Here is an 18,897-nt window from a genome sequence, read left to right as displayed (position 1 = left end):
AATATTCAGGGGAGTGACATTTCTATGGCAGAGAAAAAAATTATTGTTGTCGGTGGAGGACTAGCTGGTCTGATGTCAACAATTAAAGCGGCAGAACAAGGTGCACATGTAGATTTATTTTCCATTGTACCGGTAAAGCGTTCGCACTCTGTTTGTGCACAAGGTGGCATAAATGGTGCTGTTAATACTAAAGGTGAGGGAGATTCACCGTGGATTCACTTTGATGATACTGTTTATGGTGGAGACTTCCTGGCTAATCAACCACCAGTCAAAGCAATGGCTGATGCTGCACCTAAAATCATCCATCTGTTAGATCGTATGGGGGTTATGTTTAACAGAACGAAAGAAGGCTTATTAGACTTTAGACGTTTTGGCGGTACACTACATCATAGAACAGCTTTTGCTGGCGCAACGACAGGTCAACAATTGCTTTATGCATTAGATGAGCAAGTTCGTTCATTTGAGGTAGATGGTTTAGTAACTAAATACGAAGGATGGGAATTTCTAGGTATTGTTAAAGACGAAGAAGATGCTGCAAGAGGTATTGTCGCTCAAAATATGACAACATCAGAAATTCAATCATTCGGTTCAGATGCTGTCATCATGGCAACAGGTGGTCCTGGTATTATCTTTGGTAAAACGACGAATTCAATGATTAATACAGGTTCAGCGGCGTCAATCGTTTATCAGCAAGGTGCGATTTATGCAAATGGTGAATTCATCCAAATACATCCGACTGCGATTCCTGGAGATGACAAATTACGTCTTATGAGTGAATCAGCTCGTGGTGAAGGTGGACGTATTTGGACGTATAAAGATGGTAAACCTTGGTACTTCTTAGAAGAAAAATATCCAGACTATGGTAACTTGGTTCCACGTGATATAGCGACACGTGAAATTTTCGATGTTTGTATTAACCAAAAGTTAGGTATCAATGGAGAAAACATGGTATACCTTGATTTATCTCATAAAGATCCACACGAATTGGATGTTAAATTAGGTGGTATTATTGAAATTTATGAAAAATTCACAGGTGATGATCCACGTAAAGTTCCAATGAAAATCTTCCCAGCAGTGCATTATTCAATGGGTGGTTTATACGTAGACTATGATCAAATGACTAATATCAAAGGGTTATTTGCAGCTGGAGAATGTGATTTCTCACAACATGGTGGTAACCGTTTAGGTGCCAATTCTTTACTTTCAGCTATTTATGGAGGTACAGTAGCAGGTCCTAACGCTATCAAATATGTTGAAAATGTTGAAAAATCGTATACAGATCTAGATGACAGTATTTTCGAAGCTCGTGTTAAAGAAGAGAAAGAAAGATTTGATCATTTATTAAATATGCGTGGAACTGAAAATGCTTATAAACTTCACCGTGAATTAGGTGAAATTATGACAGCTAACGTAACTGTAGTTCGTGAAAATGAAAAGTTGCTTGAAACAGATAAAAAAATTCAAGAGCTTATGAAACGTTATGAAGATATCGATATGGAAGATACGCAAACATGGAGCAACCAAGCAGTATTCTTCACACGACAATTATGGAATATGTTGGTTCTTGCTCGTGTGATTACGATTGGTGCATATAATCGTAACGAATCTAGAGGTGCACATTACAAACCTGAATTCCCAGAACGTAATGATGAAGAATGGTTAAAAACAACCATGGCTCGTTATAAAGGTAGAAGTGAAAAGCCAGAATTTACTTATGAGCCAGTAGATGTAAGTTTAATTCCACCTCGTAAGCGTGACTACACAAGTAAGTCTAAAGGAGGTAATAAGTAATGGCTAATCAATCATTAAAAGAAACTCCAAAAACTCAAAGTAATCCACAAACTCAAGTACAAGGTCAAAATCAACAACCAAAACAAAAAACAGTAAAATTGATAATTAAACGTCAAGATAATAGCGAATCAAAACCTTATGAAGAATCATTTGAAATTCCTTATAAGGAAAATTTAAACGTAATTGCATGTTTAATGGAAATCAGACGAAATCCAGTCAACTCTAAAGGCGAAAAAACGACACCAGTCACATGGGATATGAATTGCCTCGAAGAAGTATGTGGCGCTTGTTCAATGGTTATTAACGGCCGTGCAAGACAATCATGTTCAGCTATTGTTGATCAATTAGAACAACCAATTCGTCTTGAACCAATGAGTACTTTCCCTGTCATTCGAGATTTACAAGTTGATCGCTCAAGAATGTTCGATAACTTAAAACGAATGAAAGCATGGATTCCTATTGATGGAACATATGACTTAGGACCTGGACCACGTATGCCAGAGAAAAAACGCCAAACTGCATATGAATTGTCTAAATGTATGACTTGTGGTGTATGCTTAGAAGTATGTCCAAATGTCACAAAAAATAATAAATTTGTTGGTGCACAAGCTATTTCTCAAGTACGTTTGTTCGACTTACATCCTACAGGTTCCATGACTAAAGATGAGCGTTTAGATGCATTGATGAGTGCAGGAGGACTGCAAGAATGTGGTAATTCTCAAAATTGTGTGAATGCATGTCCTAAAGGTATACCATTGACAACGTCAATTGCCGCAATGAATAGAGAAACTTCTTTCCATATGTTTAAATCATTCTTTGGTTCTGACCACCAAGTAGATTAATATAGCTTATAGTGACCAAGGCAACCTTGCCTTGGTCATTTTTTGATGATTGTAGAATAAAGATAGGAATATCACTTTACAAGAACTATAAACGTAAATATCTACAGTTATATGATACTGTGATACAATGTAAGGTAATTGTAAAAATAAGGGTGAAGAAGTATGAATAAACCTATTGGAGTCATTGATTCAGGTGTTGGTGGTCTTACTGTAGCTAAAGAAATTATGAGACAGTTACCAAATGAAACTATTTATTATTTAGGTGATATAGCACGGTGTCCATATGGTCCAAGACCAGGAGAAGAAGTTAAAAAATTCACAACGGAACTAGCTCAAAAATTGATGGAATTTGATATAAAAATGCTAGTTATTGCTTGCAATACTGCTACGGCAGTTGCATTAAATTATTTACAAAACATATTACCTATTCCTGTCATTGGTGTTATCGAACCTGGAGCAAGAACTGCTATAATGACTACAAAAAATCAAAATGTATTAGTTTTAGGAACTGAAGGAACAATTAAATCAGAAGCGTATCGCACACATATAAAAAAGATAAATCCAAATGTGAATGTCTATAGTGTTGCATGTCCGGGCTTTGTTCCTCTAGTTGAACAAATGCGCTATAAAGACCCTACAATTACTAATATTGTGATTCATCAAACGTTGAAGCAATGGAGAAACAGTGATGCGGACACGGTTATTTTAGGATGCACGCACTATCCGTTGTTATATCAGCCTATTTATGAATATTTTAGTGGTACTAAAACAGTTATCTCATCTGGCTTAGAAACAGCAAGAGAAGTAAGTGCATTACTCACGTTTAGCAATGAGCATGCCAGTTACACAGAACATCCCCAACATAGATTTTTTGCGACTGGTGACACCACACATATTAAAAATATTATTGATGAATGGTTAAATATGAAAGTTGAAGTTCAAAGAATAACTGTAGATGATTCATAGAAGGAGAGAATGATATGGAAGATATTGTTATTGCAACTAATAATCAAGGTAAGATAAACGATTTTAAAGCTATTTTTAAAAATCAACATGTTATTGGAATTTCTGAGTTAATTGAGGATTTTGATGTAGAAGAAACAGGTGCCACATTTGAAGAAAACGCTAGGTTAAAATCCGAAGCGGCAGCACATGCATTAAATAAGCGTGTCATTGCAGATGATAGTGGACTTGAAGTGTTCGCATTAAATGGAGAACCAGGCGTATATTCAGCTCGCTATGCAGGATTAGGTAAGAATGATGAAGATAATATTGAAAAGTTGTTAACGAACTTAGAAGATGTTCAAGACCGTCGTGCTCAATTTGTTTGTGTGATTAGTATGAGTGCGCCTAATGAAAAAACAAAAACATTTAAAGGAACAGTTTCTGGAGTGATAACAACTGAACGACATGGAAAGAATGGTTTTGGTTATGATCCAATATTTTTTGTCCCAGAATTAAATAAAACGATGGCGGAAATTACAAATGATGAAAAGGGTAAAATCAGTCATCGTGGAAATGCTATTCGACTGTTAAAAGAATATTTAGAGGGTGAACAACATGTCTAAGTGGATTATTCTTAGTGATAATCACAAAGAAACAGGTATCTTATATCATATTTATGAACTACATAAAGATGCAGATAAATTTTTACATTTAGGGGATTCTGAATTTAGTTATAATGACACAGAACTTAGTTTGTATCAGCGTGTGAAAGGTAATTGTGATTTTTATCCAGAGTTTTTAGAAGAAGAAATCACTGAAGAAAACGGAATCCGTGCCTTTTATACTCATGGACATCTTTATCAAGTAAACCAAACACGAATGAAACTGGCTGAAAAGGCAAAAGAATTAGGATGTTTGTTTGCCTTTTATGGACATACACATGTTGCAAAATATGAGCAAATAGGTGGTATCCATGTAATTAATCCTGGTAGTATTTCTCAATCACGTAGTCAAATTGAAGAAACTTTTGCCGAACTCGTATACAAGGAAGATGAAAATACCATCATTTTGAATTTTAGAAATAGAGAAAATCAGATCATTGAAACAGTTAAGATTGAATTTTAGACAGTTAGGAATAATAAGAGCAAAACTTTTATATAAAGAATAAACCTGGGACATTAAAATGTTTCAGGTTTATTAATGATGTGGTAATTGATGGCTAGGTTAAACTATCGTGATGTTTACGCCTTATGCAGTTTGCACTTCGATACTTAATAGTGAGATTTAATCTCTGTTGAATTATATTATTGTACTTTAGAAAATAAAAAAGGAGCCTCATTCAATGAGACTCCTTTTTGTTATAGCGTCCTGGGAGGGATTCGAACCCCCGACCGATGGCTTAGAAGGCCATTGCTCTATCCAGCTGAGCTACCAGGACATTTTCAACACAAGAATTATTATATCTAAATATATGTCTTTTAGCAATAGGTACCTAATAAAAATTATTTATATTTTTCACTATAATAGAGGTTTTTATACATAAATGTTAATTTGATATAAAATCTCATATGTTTATATCGATAAAATCGAGCACAATACAGTTGTGCATGCCTAACTGTTAAAAAACTTAAATAAAGCAACAGTTAGGAACTCGTAATTACTTAGTATGAAAAATGCAACAAATTGAGTCAAATTAACTTTATAGTATAGGTAACAAAACGATAGAGATAACGAATCAAAACGTATCCGATCGTTTTGGAGTTATTAACTCATTTAGGAGTGTTAATAATGAAATTATTTAACGCTTTTAAAGACATCTTAGAAGCAGCCATCACTAACGATGGCACTCAATTAGGGGCAAGTATTGTTAACATCATAGAAAGTAGCGTTGATATGGTGAATCGATTTTTGGGAAATTAGTTCATCATCAACGATCTAGCATAATAATAAAATTTATTTAAAGGAGTTTTGAATAATGGAACAATTATTTGACGCAATTAGAAGTGTAGTAGATGCAGGAATCAACCAAGATTGGTCTCAATTAGCTTCAGGCATCGCTGGTATTGTTGAAAATGGTGTTAGTATTATTTCTAAATTATTAGGTCAATAATTTAAAAATTAAAACTTTAAAATTTAAATAATTAATTAGGGAGAGATAAACATGTCAAAATTAGCAGAAGCTATTGCAAATACAGTAAAAGCAGCACAAGATCAAGATTGGACTAAATTAGGAACTAGTATCGTTGACATCGTAGAAAGTGGCGTTAGCGTATTAGGTAAAATCTTCGGATTTTAATTAATCTTAGTTTTTTAAAATATAAATTTAAATAATTAATTAGGGAGAGATAAACATGTCAAAATTAGCAGAAGCTATTGCAAATACAGTAAAAGCAGCACAAGACCAAGATTGGACTAAATTAGGAACTAGTATCGTTGATATCGTAGAAAGTGGCGTTAGCGTATTAGGTAAAATCTTCGGTTTCTAATACACGATTAGGTATTGGCCAGAGCGAATGCTCTGGTCTTTTTTTGTGCCATTTTATTTGTTACTATTTTAGTAAAAAAAGATTGTTAATAAATAGGAGATTTGAATATGAAATTCAAAAATATATTATTTGATTTCGACGATACATTAGTGGATTTTTATGACGCTGAGAAAAAAGCGTTTTATAATTTAGCACAGAAATACAATCATCAGCCAACTCAACAGGATTTCGAACATTTTAAGAAAGTGAACCAAGCGCATTGGGAAGCATTTCAACAAAATAAATTGACTAAAGATGAAGTGCTGTCACAACGATTTATTAATTATTTTAATGACTATCAAATTCATGTAAATGGAAAAGAAGCTGATAAGTGCTTTAGAGCTGAATTAGCAATGGCACCAGTTAAATTATTTGATCATACATTAGAAGTTATACAACAATTAAAATTAAATCATTCTCTCTATATAGTAACCAATGGTGTAACAGAAACACAGCTACGACGAATTGCTCAGACACAATTTAATGAAATATTTCAAGATGTCTTTATATCTGAAAAAGCTGGATTTCAAAAGCCGATGACAGAGTTCTTCGATTTTGTGTTTGAACATATCGGAGAGAATAACAGGAATCAAACTCTAATTGTGGGAGATTCTTTAACGTCTGACATATTAGGTGGTAAAAATGCTAATATATCAACATGTTGGTTTAATATTAGACAAAAAGAAAACCATACGTCTATTCAACCGGATTATATCATTAATGATTTATCAGAAATGATTCGCATTGTTGAGTGAATAGAAGAGATAAAGACAATTGAAGAAGTATAAGTTGAGCCAACACTTGTAGAATTTATCATTACAAGTGTTGGCTCAGTTTAGTTGATATATATTATTGTTACGACATTATGGATTCCATATTAAGATGTCGTGCCCCTCAGGATTTTTGGTTTCTACATCTTTAAAACCCTGTTTTAAAAAGAATTCTTTTGAGTTATTTCTAGCAATAGCTTTAATTGGTTTTTTATTTTCTTTAGCAAAGTTTAATAGTTGCTTAGCATATCCACGTCTTTGGTACGTATCTAATACTTCTAATTTCCAAAGAAGAATATAGTCATTGCTATTAGGGAAATAGGTTTCTTCTACTTCTCCTTTATCAAGTAATGCCATTCTCGCAACTAATTTATTACCAACAAAAATTCCATAAAAAGGAGAATCGGAACTTGCATCAATCATTTGTCCCTTTAACTCCTCAATCATATATAGGTTCTTGTTACCAAATTCTCTGAAATCAGCGAAAAGCTCATCTGTTTTGTAATTGATTTGTAAATGTTTAACTTCACCCATAACGTTATCCCCCTTTGTTTCTTTATTTTATTATACCCTCTTTAAAATGCTTTTTCATTTAATAATCATACTTAGTTGATTTGTAAAAAATTTAGATAAATTAATTTATAAGCCGTTAAATTGTCAATGAGAAATATAATCTTTATACTATATGAGGAATAGTGATAATGAAGGAGTAAATACATGAAGTGTAATACGTTAAAGTTAACTGAACAGGATCAGTTCATTAATAAAATAAAAAATAGTGAATCTCAAATTACATCTTTTTATGAATATGATGCAGCGAAAAAGGAAAGCTTTTATAGAAGATTAAAAACACCTAATAATGGAAGGGAATTTCATTTATCACGAGTGATTAAATCTTACATGAATGAATTAAAGTTAACACATCAGCAGCTGAATAACATAGATGCTTTAGCTGATGGTGCAAAAGTAGTGATTGGTGGACAACAAGCTGGTCTTTTTGGGGGTCCACTGTATACGTTTCATAAGATTTTCTCAATTATAACTTTAAGTCGTCAACTTTCTGAGGAATATGATACTCCTATTGTACCTGTGTTTTGGATTGCAGGTGAGGACCATGATTTTGAAGAGGTGAATCATACGTATGCATTCAATAATAAAGAAACTACCTTGAAAAAAGTAAAGTATCATACGATGACACCACCAGATAGTAATGTTTCAAGATATACTCCTGATAAGAACGAATTAAAAGCATCATTAAATCACTTTTTTAAAGAAATGAAGGAAACTGTACATACTCAAGATGTTTATCAAATGTGCGTCAATATTATTAATCAATTTGATTCATGGACTGATATTTTTAAGGGATTGATACATGAAGTGTTTAAGGATTATGGGATTTTACTTATTGATGCTCAATACCCTGAATTAAGACAGATGGAGAAACCGTTGTTTAAAGAGATATTAGAAAAGAGGAATCAAGTCGATCAATCTTTTCGTGAAACTCAGATACGAACAACTCAACAACAACTTCCATCAATGATACAAACAGAGACAAACACACATTTATTTATCCATGAAGACGGAATGAGACAGCTTTTAAATTTTGATGGCACTTATTTTAAACTGAATAAAACTGAGAAACGTTACACGAAACAAAATTTATTAGATATTATAGAAAGAGAGCCTGAAAGAATTTCTAATAATGTTGTTACTCGTCCAGTTGTAGAGGAATGGTTGTTTAACACAGTAGCATTTATCGGAGGTCCAAGCGAAATCAAATATTGGGCAGAATTAAAAGGTGTTTTCGATACGTTAAATGTAGAAATGCCTATTGTTATGCCAAGATTAAGAATCACGTATTTGTATGCTAGAACTAAAAAGTTATTAAAACAATATAATTTATCGATAGAGTCTGTCATTGCTAATGGAGTAGAACAGGAACGTCAACGTTTTGTTCGTGAAAAAGCATCAAATAATTTTATAAATGAAGTAGAAGAAATGAAAATTCAGCAACAAGAACTTTATAACAATTTATTCACCTATGTGGAAAATAACCATGACAACCAACTTCTTTTAGAAAAAAATAATCAAATTCATCTCAATCAGTACGATTATTTAATCAAACGGTACTTACTGAATATTGAAAGAGAAAATGATATAAGTATGCGACAGTTTAGAGAAATTAGTGAAACACTCCATCCAATGGGTGGTCTACAAGAAAGAGTTTGGAATCCACTTCAAATTATGAATGATTTTGGGATAGATGTGTTCAGTCCCTCCACCTATCCACCACTTTCTTACTCGTTTGATCATTTGATTATAAATCCTTGATATGACAGTATTTTTGCCCGTTTTATCTTAAAGATAAAACGGGTTTTTTGTGTTTGAGCAAATTATTTGCACCTTTTTTGTATAATTAGTGGAGGATAGTGGGGAGATGTGGTAAATTATAAATAAGGTGAGGTGATAAAAAATGTTCATGGGAGAATTCGATCATCAATTGGATACAAAAGGACGTATGATTATACCGTCCAAGTTTCGTTATGATCTAAATGAACGTTTTATTATCACAAGAGGCCTTGATAAATGTTTATTTGGTTACACTCTAGAAGAGTGGCAGCAAATTGAAGAGAAGATGAAAACCTTACCTATGACAAAAAAAGACGCGCGTAAATTTATGCGTATGTTCTTCTCAGGTGCTGTAGAAGTAGAATTAGATAAACAAGGGCGTATTAATATTCCGCAAAATTTAAGGAAATATGCCAATTTAAGTAAGGAATGTACAGTAATTGGTGTCTCAAATCGTATTGAGATTTGGGACAGAGAAACTTGGAATGATTTCTATGATGAATCTGAAGAAAGTTTCGAAGACATTGCTGAAGATTTAATAGATTTTGATTTTTAAATGGAGGAATTTAGATGTTTCATCATGTGAGCGTCATGTTAAACGAAACCATTGATTATTTAAATATTAAAGAAGATGGTGTGTATGTTGACTGTACGTTGGGTGGAGCAGGACATGCCCTCTATTTACTTAATCAATTAAATGATAAAGGTAGACTTATTGCGATTGATCAAGATTTAACAGCCATAGAAAATGCGAAAGAAGTTTTAAAAGAACATTTGCACAAAGTCACTTTTGTTCATAACAACTTTCGAGAATTAACAAATATTTTAAATGAATTAGAAATTGAAAAAGTAGATGGTATTTATTATGACTTAGGTGTTTCAAGCCCGCAATTGGATGTGCCTGAAAGAGGCTTTAGTTATCACAATGATGCGAAACTAGATATGCGAATGGATCAAACACAATCACTTTCTGCGTATGAAGTAGTTAATCAATGGTCTTATGAAGCATTAGTTAGGATTTTCTTTCGTTACGGCGAAGAGAAATTTTCTAAACAGATTGCACGCAGAATTGAAGCCCATCGAGAACAACAACCTATAGAAACAACTTTAGAACTAGTTGATGTCATTAAAGAAGGCATACCAGCGAAAGCAAGACGAAAAGGGGGACATCCTGCGAAACGCGTGTTCCAAGCTATTCGAATTGCTGTGAATGATGAGTTATCAGCTTTTGAAGATTCAGTTGAGCAAGCCATTGAATGTGTGAAGGTCGGAGGTAGAATTTCAGTTATTACTTTCCACTCTTTGGAAGATCGTTTGTGTAAACAAATTTTCCAAGAGTTTGAGAAAGGTCCAGACGTACCAAGAGGTCTACCCGTTATTCCTGAAGCATATACACCTAAGTTAAAACGAGTAAATCGTAAACCGATTACCGCTACTGATGACGATTTAAACGAAAACAATCGAGCACGTAGCGCCAAGTTACGCGTAGCAGAAATATTAAAATAAGGAGTAAGTGTAATGGCTGTAGAAAAAATTTATCAACCTTATGATGAAGCGACACAAACCAGTATCCCACAAAGACAACCACAATCGAGTCCTGAAAAACAAACCGTTAAAAGAAAAGTTGTTGTTCAACTTACTAGATTTGAAAAAATTTTATACATAGCTTTAATAACTGTAATTGCTCTAATAAGTATTTATATGCTATCTTTAAAAATGGATGCGTACGATACGCGAGGAAAAATTGCAGATTTAGATCAAAAAATAGAGAAACAATCTAGTGAGAACAGCGCATTAAAGTCTGAAATTAAGAAAAATTCTTCATATGAACGCATTTACGACAAGGCTAAGAAGCAGGGCATGAGCCTAGAGAACGACAATGTAAAGGTAGTGCGTAATAATGGCGAAGCGAAAAATTAAAATTAAAAAAAATAAAATAGGAGCAGTCCTACTTGTTGGTTTATTCGGACTGCTCTTTTTTATATTGGTGCTAAGGTTTTCTTATGTAATGATTACTGGCCACTCTAATGGTCAAGATTTAATTATGAAAGCAAATGAGAAATACTTAGTCAAAAATTCTCAACAACCAGAACGAGGTAAGATTTATGATCGTAATGGTAAAGTTTTAGCAGAAGATGTAGAAAGATATAAACTTGTTGCAGTTGTGGATAAAAAAGCAAGTAAAGAAAGTAAAAAGCCGCGACACGTGGTTGATAAAAAAAAGACAGCAAAAAAATTAGCTGAAATCATAGATATGGACGCTGACGAAATAGAAAAACGACTTAATAATAAGAAAGCCTTTCAAATCGAATTTGGTCAGAAAGGTACTAATTTAACTTATCAAGAAAAAGAAAAAATAGAGAAAATGAAATTACCTGGTATAGCACTTTACCCAGAAACTGAGCGGTTTTATCCTAATGGTAATTTTGCCTCCCATTTAATAGGGATGGCACAGAAAGATCCTGATACTGGTGAATTAAATGGTGCATTAGGTGTTGAAAAAATATTCAATAGTTATTTAAATGGATCAAGAGGTGCACTTAAATATATACATGATATATGGGGGGGCTACATCGCACCTAATACGAAGAAAGAGCAGCAACCTAAACGTGGAGACGATGTACACTTAACAATTGATTCTAATATACAAGTCTTTGTGGAAGAAGCTCTTGATGACATGGTTGAACGCTATGCTCCAAAAGATTTATTTGCAGTAGTAATGGACGCAAAAACTGGTGAAATACTTGCATATAGCCAACGTCCGACTTTTAACCCTGAAACAGGTAAAGATTTTGGCAAAAAGTGGGCAAACGATTTATATCAAAATACATATGAACCGGGCTCTACTTTTAAAACATACGGCTTAGCTGCAGCAATTCAAGAAGGTAAATTCAAACCGGATGAAAAGTATAAATCAGGTCATAGAAATATTATGGGCTCTGAAATTTCCGATTGGAATAAAACTGGTTGGGGACGTATACCTATGTCGTTAGGTTTTACTTATTCATCAAATACGTTGATGATGCACTTACAAGATTTGGTTGGTGCCGATAAAATGAAATCTTGGTATGAACGCTTTGGATTTGGCAAAAAAACAGGTGGTATGTTTGATGGAGAAGCTGCAGGTAATATTGGTTGGGCAAATGAATTACAACAAAAAACGTCAGCATTTGGTCAATCCACAACTGTTACCCCTGCTCAAATGATTCAAGCACAATCGGCTTTCTTTAATAAAGGGAATATGCTTAAACCATGGTTTGTAAGTAGTATTGATAATCCAATAACTAAAAAGAATTATTACTCTGGTAAAAAAGAGTTTGCCGGTAAACCAGTAACGGAAGAAACAGCCAATAAAGTTGAAGAAGAACTTGATAAAGTAGTAAATAGTAAGAAGAGTCATGCTATGAATTATCGCGTAAAAGGTTATGATATTGAAGGTAAGACAGGAACAGCACAAGTAGCTGATTCAAATGGAGGCGGTTATGTTAAAGGTGAAAATCCTTACTTTGTAAGCTTCATTGGGGATGCACCTAAGAAAAAACCTAAAGTCATTGTCTATGCAGGTATGAGTCTTGCTCAAAAAAATGATCAAGAAGCATATGAAATGGGTGTGAGCAAAGCATTTAAACCAATTATGGAGAATACGCTGAAATATTTAAATGTTGGAAAATCTAGTGATACTTCATCAAAAACTGACTATAGTAAAGTGCCTAACGTGCAAGGAGATGAAGTTCAAAAAGCAGAGGATAGCGTCAATGCTCAATCTCTTAAACCTATTACGATTGGTAATGGCAAACAAATTAAACAACAATCAGTTAAGTCAGGTACCAAAGTCCTACCACACAGTAAAGTAATGTTAATGACAGACGGGGAATTAACAATGCCGGATATGACCGGATGGACAAAGGAAGATGTACTTGCTTTTGAAGATTTAACGAAAATTAAAGTTTCTACTAAAGGTAATGGATTTGTCACGAATCAAAGTATCTCAAAAGGTCAAATCATTAAAAATAAAGATAAGATAGAAGTGTCATTATCTGCTGAAGATACGGATGATGACCAAGAGAAAACTGATGAGGACTCTTCGGATAACAAATCAAAGAAAGATAAAGCTGATGAGGATCATTCAAATACATCTTCGTCAACTAAGAATGATAAGTCAAACGCCGACTCGAAAAATGATTCTGATGACAGCACAAATGAAACATCAGGTTCTGAGAGAAATAATTAATTTAAGAGAACTTGATATCAACAACAGGTTGGGATTAACATTTTAGGGATTAGCTCACAAATGGTCCCAACCTTATTTAATAAATAGATAATGTCGTATATTAAAATAAAACAAAAACTGATAAAATATTAAAGGTTATTTACAAATAAAAAGAGCTAAAATTAGAAAGTGAAGAAAAGGAGATTTATATGATCTTTATATACGCAATCATCGCATTACTGATAACATTTATTTTAGTCCCTATACTTATTCCAACATTGAAACGTATGAAGTTTGGACAAAGTATCCGTGAGGAAGGGCCTCAAAGCCATATGAAAAAAACAGGTACTCCTACTATGGGTGGGCTTACATTTTTAATTAGTATTATAATTTCCTCTATCATTGCAATTATCTTTGTAGACCATTCAAATCCAATTATTTTGTTACTATTTGTAACAATCGGTTTTGGTCTTATTGGATTTATTGATGACTATATTATTGTAGTTAAAAAGAATAACCAAGGATTAACTAGTAAACAAAAGTTTCTAGCACAAATAATTATTGCAGTTATATTCTTTGTGCTAAGTGATGTATTTCACCTTGTGCATTTTACGACAGATTTGCATATTCCATTTGTGAATTTTGATATTCCGTTGTCATTTGCTTACGTGATATTTATCGTCTTTTGGCAAGTTGGTTTCTCAAATGCTGTAAACTTAACTGATGGTTTAGATGGATTGGCAACCGGTTTGTCAATAATAGGTTTTGCAATGTATGCTGTAATGAGTTACATGTTAGATTCACCGGCTATTGGCATATTTTGTATTATAATGATTTTCGCTTTACTAGGTTTCTTACCTTACAATTTAAATCCAGCGAAAGTTTTCATGGGAGACACAGGAAGTCTTGCTCTAGGTGGTATTTTTGCAACGATTTCAATCATGTTGAATCAAGAATTATCATTAATATTAATTGGTTTTGTGTTTGTAGTTGAGACATTATCTGTAATGTTACAAGTAGCCTCATATAAATTAACGAAGAAACGTATTTTCAAGATGAGTCCTATACATCACCACTTCGAATTAAGTGGTTGGGGTGAATGGAAGGTAGTAACAGTATTTTGGACGGTAGGTTTAATTACAGGATTAATAGGTTTATGGATTGGAGTGCATTAAATTGCTAAATTACACTGAATTAGAAAATAAAAATGTTTTAGTAGTAGGCTTAGCAAAAAGTGGATATGAAGCGGCGAAACTTCTCCTTAAATTAGGGGCTAACGTTAAAGTCAATGATGGAAAGGATCTTTCACAGGATGCACATGCTAAAGATTTAGAATCTATGGGCATTGAGGTAATTAGCGGTAGTCATCCTTTTTCTTTATTAGATGATGATCCTATCATTGTGAAAAACCCAGGTATTCCATATACTGTATCAATTATTAAAGAAGCAACAAATAGAGGGCTTAAAATCTTAACAGAGGTTGAACTTAGCTATTTAATTTCTGAGGCACCAATCATAGCAGTTACTGGAACTAACGGTAAAACTACTGTCACTTCACTAATCGGTGATATGTTCCAAAAAAGCGTGTTGACTGGACGACTTTCTGGGAATATTGGTTATGTAGCCTCAAAAGTTGCACAAGAAGTTAAATCAGATGAGTATTTAATAACAGAATTATCATCTTTTCAATTATTAGGCATTGAGGAATATAAACCACATATCGCTATCATTACTAATATTTATTCTGCACATTTGGATTACCATGAAACGTTAGAGAACTATCAAAATGCTAAAAAGCAAATATATAAAAATCAAACTAAAGATGATTATCTCATTTGTAATTATCATCAAAGGCACCTAATTGAATCAGAAAATCTAGAAGCGAAAACATTTTATTTTTCAACACAGCAAGAAGTTGATGGGATATACATTAAAGATGGTTTCATTGTTTTTAACGGCATTCGCATTATTAACACTAAAGACTTAGTGCTACCGGGAGAACATAACCTGGAAAATATTTTAGCAGCTGTTCTAGCATCAATCATTGCTGGAGTGCCAGTCAAAGCTATTGTAGATAGTCTTGTTACTTTTTCCGGTATTGATCATAGACTTCAGTATATTGGTACAAATCGCACAAATAAATATTATAATGATTCAAAAGCAACTAATACTTTAGCTACTCAATTTGCGCTTAACTCTTTTGATCAACCAATTATTTGGTTGTGTGGTGGATTAGATCGTGGTAATGAATTCGATGAACTTATTCCTTATATGGAAAATGTACGTGTGATGGTTGTTTTTGGAGAAACACAAGATAAATTTGCTAAATTGGGAAATAGTCAAGGTAAGTATGTGATTAAAGCAACAGATGTAGAGGATGCTGTTGATAAAATTCAAGATATAGTCGAGCCCAATGATGTTGTTCTATTATCACCAGCTTGTGCAAGTTGGGATCAGTATCATACATTTGAAGAACGTGGTGAGAAGTTTATCGATAGATTCCGAGCGCACTTGCCATCATACTAAGGAGTGTGAATGCTCATGGAAGAGAATAAAAATCAACCTAATAAGGAGAATATGTCGAATAAAGACGATAATGCAACTCATTTGAATGACAGTCAAAGAAATGAAGACTTAGAGCTTTTTAGACGGAATAAAAACGCTCGCCAACGCAGAAGACGTCGTATAGATAACCAAAGTAAAGAAAAGGATGCTACGTCTACACAATCACAGTTAGAAACTAAACCAATGGATAAATTTATAGATAATCACAAGTCGCATAATCAAGACAAAGAAATAAAAAGTGACTTAATTGAAGATAATGTTAATGATGAAAACGACAATCAAAAAAATATTAATGATAAATTAAATGACCGTATTGTCCAAGAAACAAATGAAAGTCGTCAAAGTACTGAAGACGATGAGGAATTTCTACTTGATCATCGGAGTGAACAACAACCTAAAGCCTCTCGTCATTCTAAAAAGCATAAATTACTAAGTAAATTTACTTCTAAAAAAGAAAAGGAAACATCTACATCGTTCAATAATAATGAGAAGGTAACTCAAATTAAACCGCTTAGTTTAGAAGAAAAAAGAGCCATAAGACGTAAAAAGCAAAAAAGAATCCAATATACCATTATCACACTACTCATTCTTATCATTGTTCTCATTTTACTCTATATGTTTACACCACTGAGTAAAATATCAAATGTAAATGTTAAAGGTAATAACAACGTAAGTACGAGTAAAATAAAGAAAGAACTTAACGTTACTTCGCGATCACGAATGTATACTTTTAGTAAAAATAAAGCGATTAGGAACTTAAAACAGAATCCTTTAATCAAAGAAGTTGATATTCATAAACAATTACCAAACACGTTAACTGTCAACGTGACTGAGTACCAAATTGTCGGTTTAGAAAAAAATAAAGATAAATATGTGCCAATTATAGAAGATGGTAAAGAATTAACAGAATACAAAGATGAAGTGTCACATGATGGGCCTATCATTGATGGGTTCAAAGGAGACAAAAAAACACGAATTATAAAAGCTTTATCAGAAATGTCACCTAAAGTGAGAAACTTAATTGCAGAGGTGAGTTACGCACCAACTAAAAATAAACAAAGTCGCATAAAGATCTTCACCAAAGATAATATGCAAGTTATTGGTGACATTACAACGATTGCAGACAAAATGCAATATTATCCTCAAATGTCACAATCATTAAGCAGAGATGACTCTGGCGAACTTAAGACAAATGGCTATATTGATTTATCGGTTGGAGCGTCATTTATTCCTTATCAAGGTTCATCAACTGTTCAATCGGGTACAGAACAAAATGTAACCAAGTCAACACAAGAAGAAAATGATGCAAAAGAAGAACTTCAAAATGTGTTGAATAAAATAAATAAACAATCTAAAGAAAATAATTAAAAAATTTCGATAATAGTATGTGTTTATAGTTCACAAGCTATTCAACGTATTGTACACTAAACATAGTGTACTTAAATAGTATAATTTGTCAGGAGGTGCCTATCTATGGAGGAACATTACTATGTGAGCATAGATATAGGTTCATCAAGCGTAAAAACAATAGTAGGCGAAAAATTTCACAACGGAATTAATGTGATAGGTACAGGGCAAACCTACACAAGTGGTATCAAGAATGGTTTAATTGATGATTTTGATATTGCAAGACAAGCAATTAAAGATACAATTAAGAAGGCTTCAATTGCCTCTGGTGTAGATATAAAAGATGTATTTTTAAAACTACCTATCATCGGTACCGAAGTATATGATGAATCAAATGAAATTGAATTTTATGAGGATACTGAAATTGATGGCACGCATATTGAATCAGTTTTAGAAGGTATCCGGGATAAAAATGATGTGCCTGAAACTGAAGTGATAAATGTATTCCCAATTCGTTTTGTAGTTGACAAAGACAATGAAGTTTCAGATCCTAAAGAATTAATTGCAAGACATTCATTAAAAGTAGATGCAGGTGTCATCGCAATCCAAAAATCTATTTTAATCAATATGATTAAATGTGTTGAGGCATGTGGTGTTGACGTGTTAGATGTTTATTCTGATGCGTACAATTATGGTTTTATTCTCACACCAACGGAGAAGGAATTAGGCGCTTGTGTTATTGATATCGGTGAAGACTTAACGCAAGTTGCTTTCTATGAACGAGGAGAACTTGTAGATGCTGAATCTATAGAAATGGCCGGTCGAGACATTACGGATGATATTGCTCAAGGACTAAATACTACATATGACACAGCTGAAAAGGTAAAACATCAATATGGTCATGCATTTTATGACTCTGCTTCAGATCAAGATGTCTTTTCAGTAGATCAAGTTGATTCAGATGAACATGTTCAATATACTCAAAAAGATTTAAGTGACTTTATTGAACAAAGAGTCGAAGATATATTCTTTGAAGTCTTTGACGTTTTACAAGAGCTAGGACTTACAAAAGTAAACGGAGGATTTGTAGTTACTGGTGGATCTGCAAATTTACTAGGTGTAAAAGAATTACTACAAGATATGGTTAGTGAAAAAGTGAGAATTCATACACCGTCACAAATGGGTATCAGAAAACCAGAATTTTCTTCGGCTATTTCTACGATTTCTAGTAGTATCGCTTTTGACGAGTTATTAGATTATGTTACAATTAGTTATCAAGATAGTGAAGAATTTGAAGAAGAAGTTATCGAAACTGATAAAGATACTGAAACAAAATCAAGCGGTTTTGATTGGTTTAAGCGTAAATCAAACAAAAAAGAAAATGACGAGGTAGCACCAGAAGCGCCTCGTGAAGAGTATTATGAAGACCGTGAAAATCATCTAGAAGATGAACAACAAACAGAAGGCAAAGCCAAAGAAGAAAGTAAGTTTAAAAAATTAATGAAATCTCTATTTGAATGATTATTGGCCATAAAGACTAGGAGGAAAATTAA

Annotated in this window: 20 protein-coding genes and 1 tRNA gene; 19 read left to right on the top strand and 2 right to left on the bottom strand. The window is 33.3% G+C overall.

The window, feature by feature from the left end; all coding sequences use genetic code 11:
• The first annotated feature begins 24 nt into the window (after nucleotides 1–24).
• The 5 genes from sdhA to FNL83_RS08200 all read left to right on the top strand — a co-directional run bounded on the left by sdhA (nucleotide 25) and on the right by FNL83_RS08200 (nucleotide 4,703).
• Complete coding sequence (gene sdhA / locus FNL83_RS08220) at nucleotides 25–1,791, top strand: succinate dehydrogenase flavoprotein subunit (protein ID WP_001830193.1); 1,767 nt, start codon at nucleotides 25–27, stop codon at nucleotides 1,789–1,791.
• Nucleotides 1,791–2,633, top strand: coding sequence for a succinate dehydrogenase iron-sulfur subunit (gene sdhB / locus FNL83_RS08215; RefSeq protein WP_001830165.1), 843 nt, complete (start codon nucleotides 1,791–1,793; stop codon nucleotides 2,631–2,633). Before sdhA ends, sdhB begins: the two co-directional genes overlap by 1 nt.
• A 162-nt stretch (nucleotides 2,634–2,795) precedes the next feature.
• Nucleotides 2,796–3,599: a glutamate racemase gene (gene racE / locus FNL83_RS08210; RefSeq protein WP_001830094.1), complete on the top strand. Its 804-nt coding sequence runs from the start codon at nucleotides 2,796–2,798 to the stop codon at nucleotides 3,597–3,599.
• A gap of 14 nt (nucleotides 3,600–3,613) precedes the next feature.
• Nucleotides 3,614–4,201: an XTP/dITP diphosphatase gene (locus FNL83_RS08205; RefSeq protein WP_001830169.1), complete on the top strand. Its 588-nt coding sequence runs from the start codon at nucleotides 3,614–3,616 to the stop codon at nucleotides 4,199–4,201.
• On the top strand, nucleotides 4,194–4,703 hold the full coding sequence (locus FNL83_RS08200; protein ID WP_002485782.1) for a YfcE family phosphodiesterase: 510 nt from the start codon (nucleotides 4,194–4,196) through the stop codon (nucleotides 4,701–4,703). Before FNL83_RS08205 ends, FNL83_RS08200 begins: the two co-directional genes overlap by 8 nt.
• Nucleotides 4,704–4,942: 239 nt before the next feature.
• Here the strand turns inward: FNL83_RS08200 and FNL83_RS08195 are convergent.
• Nucleotides 4,943–5,016, bottom strand: a tRNA-Arg gene (locus FNL83_RS08195).
• 350 nt (nucleotides 5,017–5,366) lie between these two features.
• On the opposite strand from FNL83_RS08195, the gene FNL83_RS08190 reads away from it, so the two are divergent.
• From FNL83_RS08190 to FNL83_RS08170, 5 genes are all read left to right on the top strand, one after another.
• Nucleotides 5,367–5,498, top strand: coding sequence for a beta-class phenol-soluble modulin (locus FNL83_RS08190; protein ID WP_001830076.1), 132 nt, complete (start codon nucleotides 5,367–5,369; stop codon nucleotides 5,496–5,498).
• A gap of 55 nt (nucleotides 5,499–5,553) precedes the next feature.
• Nucleotides 5,554–5,688 (top strand): beta-class phenol-soluble modulin, encoded by a 135-nt coding sequence (locus tag FNL83_RS08185; RefSeq protein ID WP_001830190.1) that lies wholly within the window; start codon nucleotides 5,554–5,556, stop codon nucleotides 5,686–5,688.
• Nucleotides 5,689–5,739: 51 nt separating this feature from the next.
• Nucleotides 5,740–5,874 carry a beta-class phenol-soluble modulin gene (locus tag FNL83_RS08180; protein WP_001830095.1) on the top strand — a complete coding sequence of 45 codons (135 nt, stop codon included), beginning with the start codon at nucleotides 5,740–5,742 and terminating at the stop codon, nucleotides 5,872–5,874.
• A gap of 55 nt (nucleotides 5,875–5,929) precedes the next feature.
• A complete protein-coding gene (locus FNL83_RS08175; protein ID WP_001830095.1) occupies nucleotides 5,930–6,064 on the top strand; it encodes a beta-class phenol-soluble modulin in 135 nt (44 codons plus the stop codon).
• A 107-nt stretch (nucleotides 6,065–6,171) separates the two neighbouring features.
• Nucleotides 6,172–6,858: a YjjG family noncanonical pyrimidine nucleotidase gene (locus FNL83_RS08170; RefSeq protein WP_002485010.1), complete on the top strand. Its 687-nt coding sequence runs from the start codon at nucleotides 6,172–6,174 to the stop codon at nucleotides 6,856–6,858.
• A 108-nt stretch (nucleotides 6,859–6,966) separates the two neighbouring features.
• Here FNL83_RS08170 and FNL83_RS08165 read toward each other — a convergent pair whose 3' ends face one another.
• Nucleotides 6,967–7,407, bottom strand: a complete 441-nt coding sequence (locus tag FNL83_RS08165) for an N-acetyltransferase (protein ID WP_001830066.1) — start codon at nucleotides 7,405–7,407, stop codon at nucleotides 6,967–6,969.
• 183 nt (nucleotides 7,408–7,590) lie between these two features.
• Between FNL83_RS08165 and bshC the strand changes: the two genes are divergently transcribed.
• From bshC to ftsA, 9 genes are all read left to right on the top strand, one after another.
• Nucleotides 7,591–9,204: a bacillithiol biosynthesis cysteine-adding enzyme BshC gene (bshC, locus tag FNL83_RS08160; RefSeq protein ID WP_002439402.1), complete on the top strand. Its 1,614-nt coding sequence runs from the start codon at nucleotides 7,591–7,593 to the stop codon at nucleotides 9,202–9,204.
• A 142-nt stretch (nucleotides 9,205–9,346) separates the two neighbouring features.
• Nucleotides 9,347–9,778 carry a division/cell wall cluster transcriptional repressor MraZ gene (gene mraZ, locus FNL83_RS08155; RefSeq protein ID WP_001830185.1) on the top strand — a complete coding sequence of 144 codons (432 nt, stop codon included), beginning with the start codon at nucleotides 9,347–9,349 and terminating at the stop codon, nucleotides 9,776–9,778.
• 14 nt (nucleotides 9,779–9,792) lie between these two features.
• The gene (gene rsmH / locus FNL83_RS08150) at nucleotides 9,793–10,728 is read left to right on the top strand and encodes a 16S rRNA (cytosine(1402)-N(4))-methyltransferase RsmH (protein WP_001830134.1); all 936 of its coding nucleotides are present in this window, start codon (nucleotides 9,793–9,795) and stop codon (nucleotides 10,726–10,728) included.
• A gap of 12 nt (nucleotides 10,729–10,740) precedes the next feature.
• Nucleotides 10,741–11,142, top strand: a complete 402-nt coding sequence (gene ftsL, locus FNL83_RS08145; RefSeq protein ID WP_002446224.1) for a cell division protein FtsL — start codon at nucleotides 10,741–10,743, stop codon at nucleotides 11,140–11,142.
• Nucleotides 11,123–13,453, top strand: coding sequence for a penicillin-binding protein (locus FNL83_RS08140; protein WP_002489769.1), 2,331 nt, complete (start codon nucleotides 11,123–11,125; stop codon nucleotides 13,451–13,453). Before ftsL ends, FNL83_RS08140 begins: the two co-directional genes overlap by 20 nt.
• A 188-nt stretch (nucleotides 13,454–13,641) precedes the next feature.
• Entirely contained in the window at nucleotides 13,642–14,607 is a 966-nt protein-coding gene (gene mraY, locus FNL83_RS08135) for a phospho-N-acetylmuramoyl-pentapeptide-transferase (RefSeq protein ID WP_001830122.1), read from the top strand.
• A gap of 1 nt (nucleotide 14,608) precedes the next feature.
• Nucleotides 14,609–15,958, top strand: coding sequence for a UDP-N-acetylmuramoyl-L-alanine--D-glutamate ligase (gene murD / locus FNL83_RS08130; protein WP_001830127.1), 1,350 nt, complete (start codon nucleotides 14,609–14,611; stop codon nucleotides 15,956–15,958).
• A 15-nt stretch (nucleotides 15,959–15,973) separates the two neighbouring features.
• The gene (locus FNL83_RS08125) at nucleotides 15,974–17,365 is read left to right on the top strand and encodes a cell division protein FtsQ/DivIB (protein WP_002470268.1); all 1,392 of its coding nucleotides are present in this window, start codon (nucleotides 15,974–15,976) and stop codon (nucleotides 17,363–17,365) included.
• Nucleotides 17,366–17,470: 105 nt separating this feature from the next.
• The gene (ftsA, locus tag FNL83_RS08120) at nucleotides 17,471–18,865 is read left to right on the top strand and encodes a cell division protein FtsA (RefSeq protein WP_002489413.1); all 1,395 of its coding nucleotides are present in this window, start codon (nucleotides 17,471–17,473) and stop codon (nucleotides 18,863–18,865) included.
• The last annotated feature ends 32 nt before the right edge of the window (nucleotides 18,866–18,897 follow it).

Source organism: Staphylococcus epidermidis (assembly GCF_006742205.1).
Taxonomy (GTDB): domain Bacteria; phylum Bacillota; class Bacilli; order Staphylococcales; family Staphylococcaceae; genus Staphylococcus; species Staphylococcus epidermidis.
Note: the sequence above shows the minus strand (reverse complement) of the source record. Positions and strands in the feature narration are given on the sequence as shown.

What these genes read in the sequence shown, in the direction of transcription:
- sdhA (WP_001830193.1), top strand. Translation starts at nt 25, where the DNA reads ATGGCAGAGAAAAAAATTATTGTTGTCGGTGGAGGACTAGCTGGTCTG.
- FNL83_RS08190 (WP_001830076.1), top strand. Translation starts at nt 5,367, where the DNA reads ATGAAATTATTTAACGCTTTTAAAGACATCTTAGAAGCAGCCATCACT.
- FNL83_RS08185 (WP_001830190.1), top strand. Translation starts at nt 5,554, where the DNA reads ATGGAACAATTATTTGACGCAATTAGAAGTGTAGTAGATGCAGGAATC.
- FNL83_RS08175 (WP_001830095.1), top strand. Translation starts at nt 5,930, where the DNA reads ATGTCAAAATTAGCAGAAGCTATTGCAAATACAGTAAAAGCAGCACAA.
- racE (WP_001830094.1), top strand. Translation starts at nt 2,796, where the DNA reads ATGAATAAACCTATTGGAGTCATTGATTCAGGTGTTGGTGGTCTTACT.
- mraY (WP_001830122.1), top strand. Translation starts at nt 13,642, where the DNA reads ATGATCTTTATATACGCAATCATCGCATTACTGATAACATTTATTTTA.
- FNL83_RS08165 (WP_001830066.1), bottom strand. Translation starts at nt 7,407, where the DNA reads ATGGGTGAAGTTAAACATTTACAAATCAATTACAAAACAGATGAGCTT.
- sdhB (WP_001830165.1), top strand. Translation starts at nt 1,791, where the DNA reads ATGGCTAATCAATCATTAAAAGAAACTCCAAAAACTCAAAGTAATCCA.
- FNL83_RS08140 (WP_002489769.1), top strand. Translation starts at nt 11,123, where the DNA reads ATGGCGAAGCGAAAAATTAAAATTAAAAAAAATAAAATAGGAGCAGTC.
- FNL83_RS08200 (WP_002485782.1), top strand. Translation starts at nt 4,194, where the DNA reads ATGTCTAAGTGGATTATTCTTAGTGATAATCACAAAGAAACAGGTATC.
- FNL83_RS08170 (WP_002485010.1), top strand. Translation starts at nt 6,172, where the DNA reads ATGAAATTCAAAAATATATTATTTGATTTCGACGATACATTAGTGGAT.
- mraZ (WP_001830185.1), top strand. Translation starts at nt 9,347, where the DNA reads ATGTTCATGGGAGAATTCGATCATCAATTGGATACAAAAGGACGTATG.
- ftsL (WP_002446224.1), top strand. Translation starts at nt 10,741, where the DNA reads ATGGCTGTAGAAAAAATTTATCAACCTTATGATGAAGCGACACAAACC.
- rsmH (WP_001830134.1), top strand. Translation starts at nt 9,793, where the DNA reads ATGTTTCATCATGTGAGCGTCATGTTAAACGAAACCATTGATTATTTA.
- FNL83_RS08205 (WP_001830169.1), top strand. Translation starts at nt 3,614, where the DNA reads ATGGAAGATATTGTTATTGCAACTAATAATCAAGGTAAGATAAACGAT.
- FNL83_RS08180 (WP_001830095.1), top strand. Translation starts at nt 5,740, where the DNA reads ATGTCAAAATTAGCAGAAGCTATTGCAAATACAGTAAAAGCAGCACAA.
- ftsA (WP_002489413.1), top strand. Translation starts at nt 17,471, where the DNA reads ATGGAGGAACATTACTATGTGAGCATAGATATAGGTTCATCAAGCGTA.
- bshC (WP_002439402.1), top strand. Translation starts at nt 7,591, where the DNA reads ATGAAGTGTAATACGTTAAAGTTAACTGAACAGGATCAGTTCATTAAT.
- FNL83_RS08125 (WP_002470268.1), top strand. Translation starts at nt 15,974, where the DNA reads ATGGAAGAGAATAAAAATCAACCTAATAAGGAGAATATGTCGAATAAA.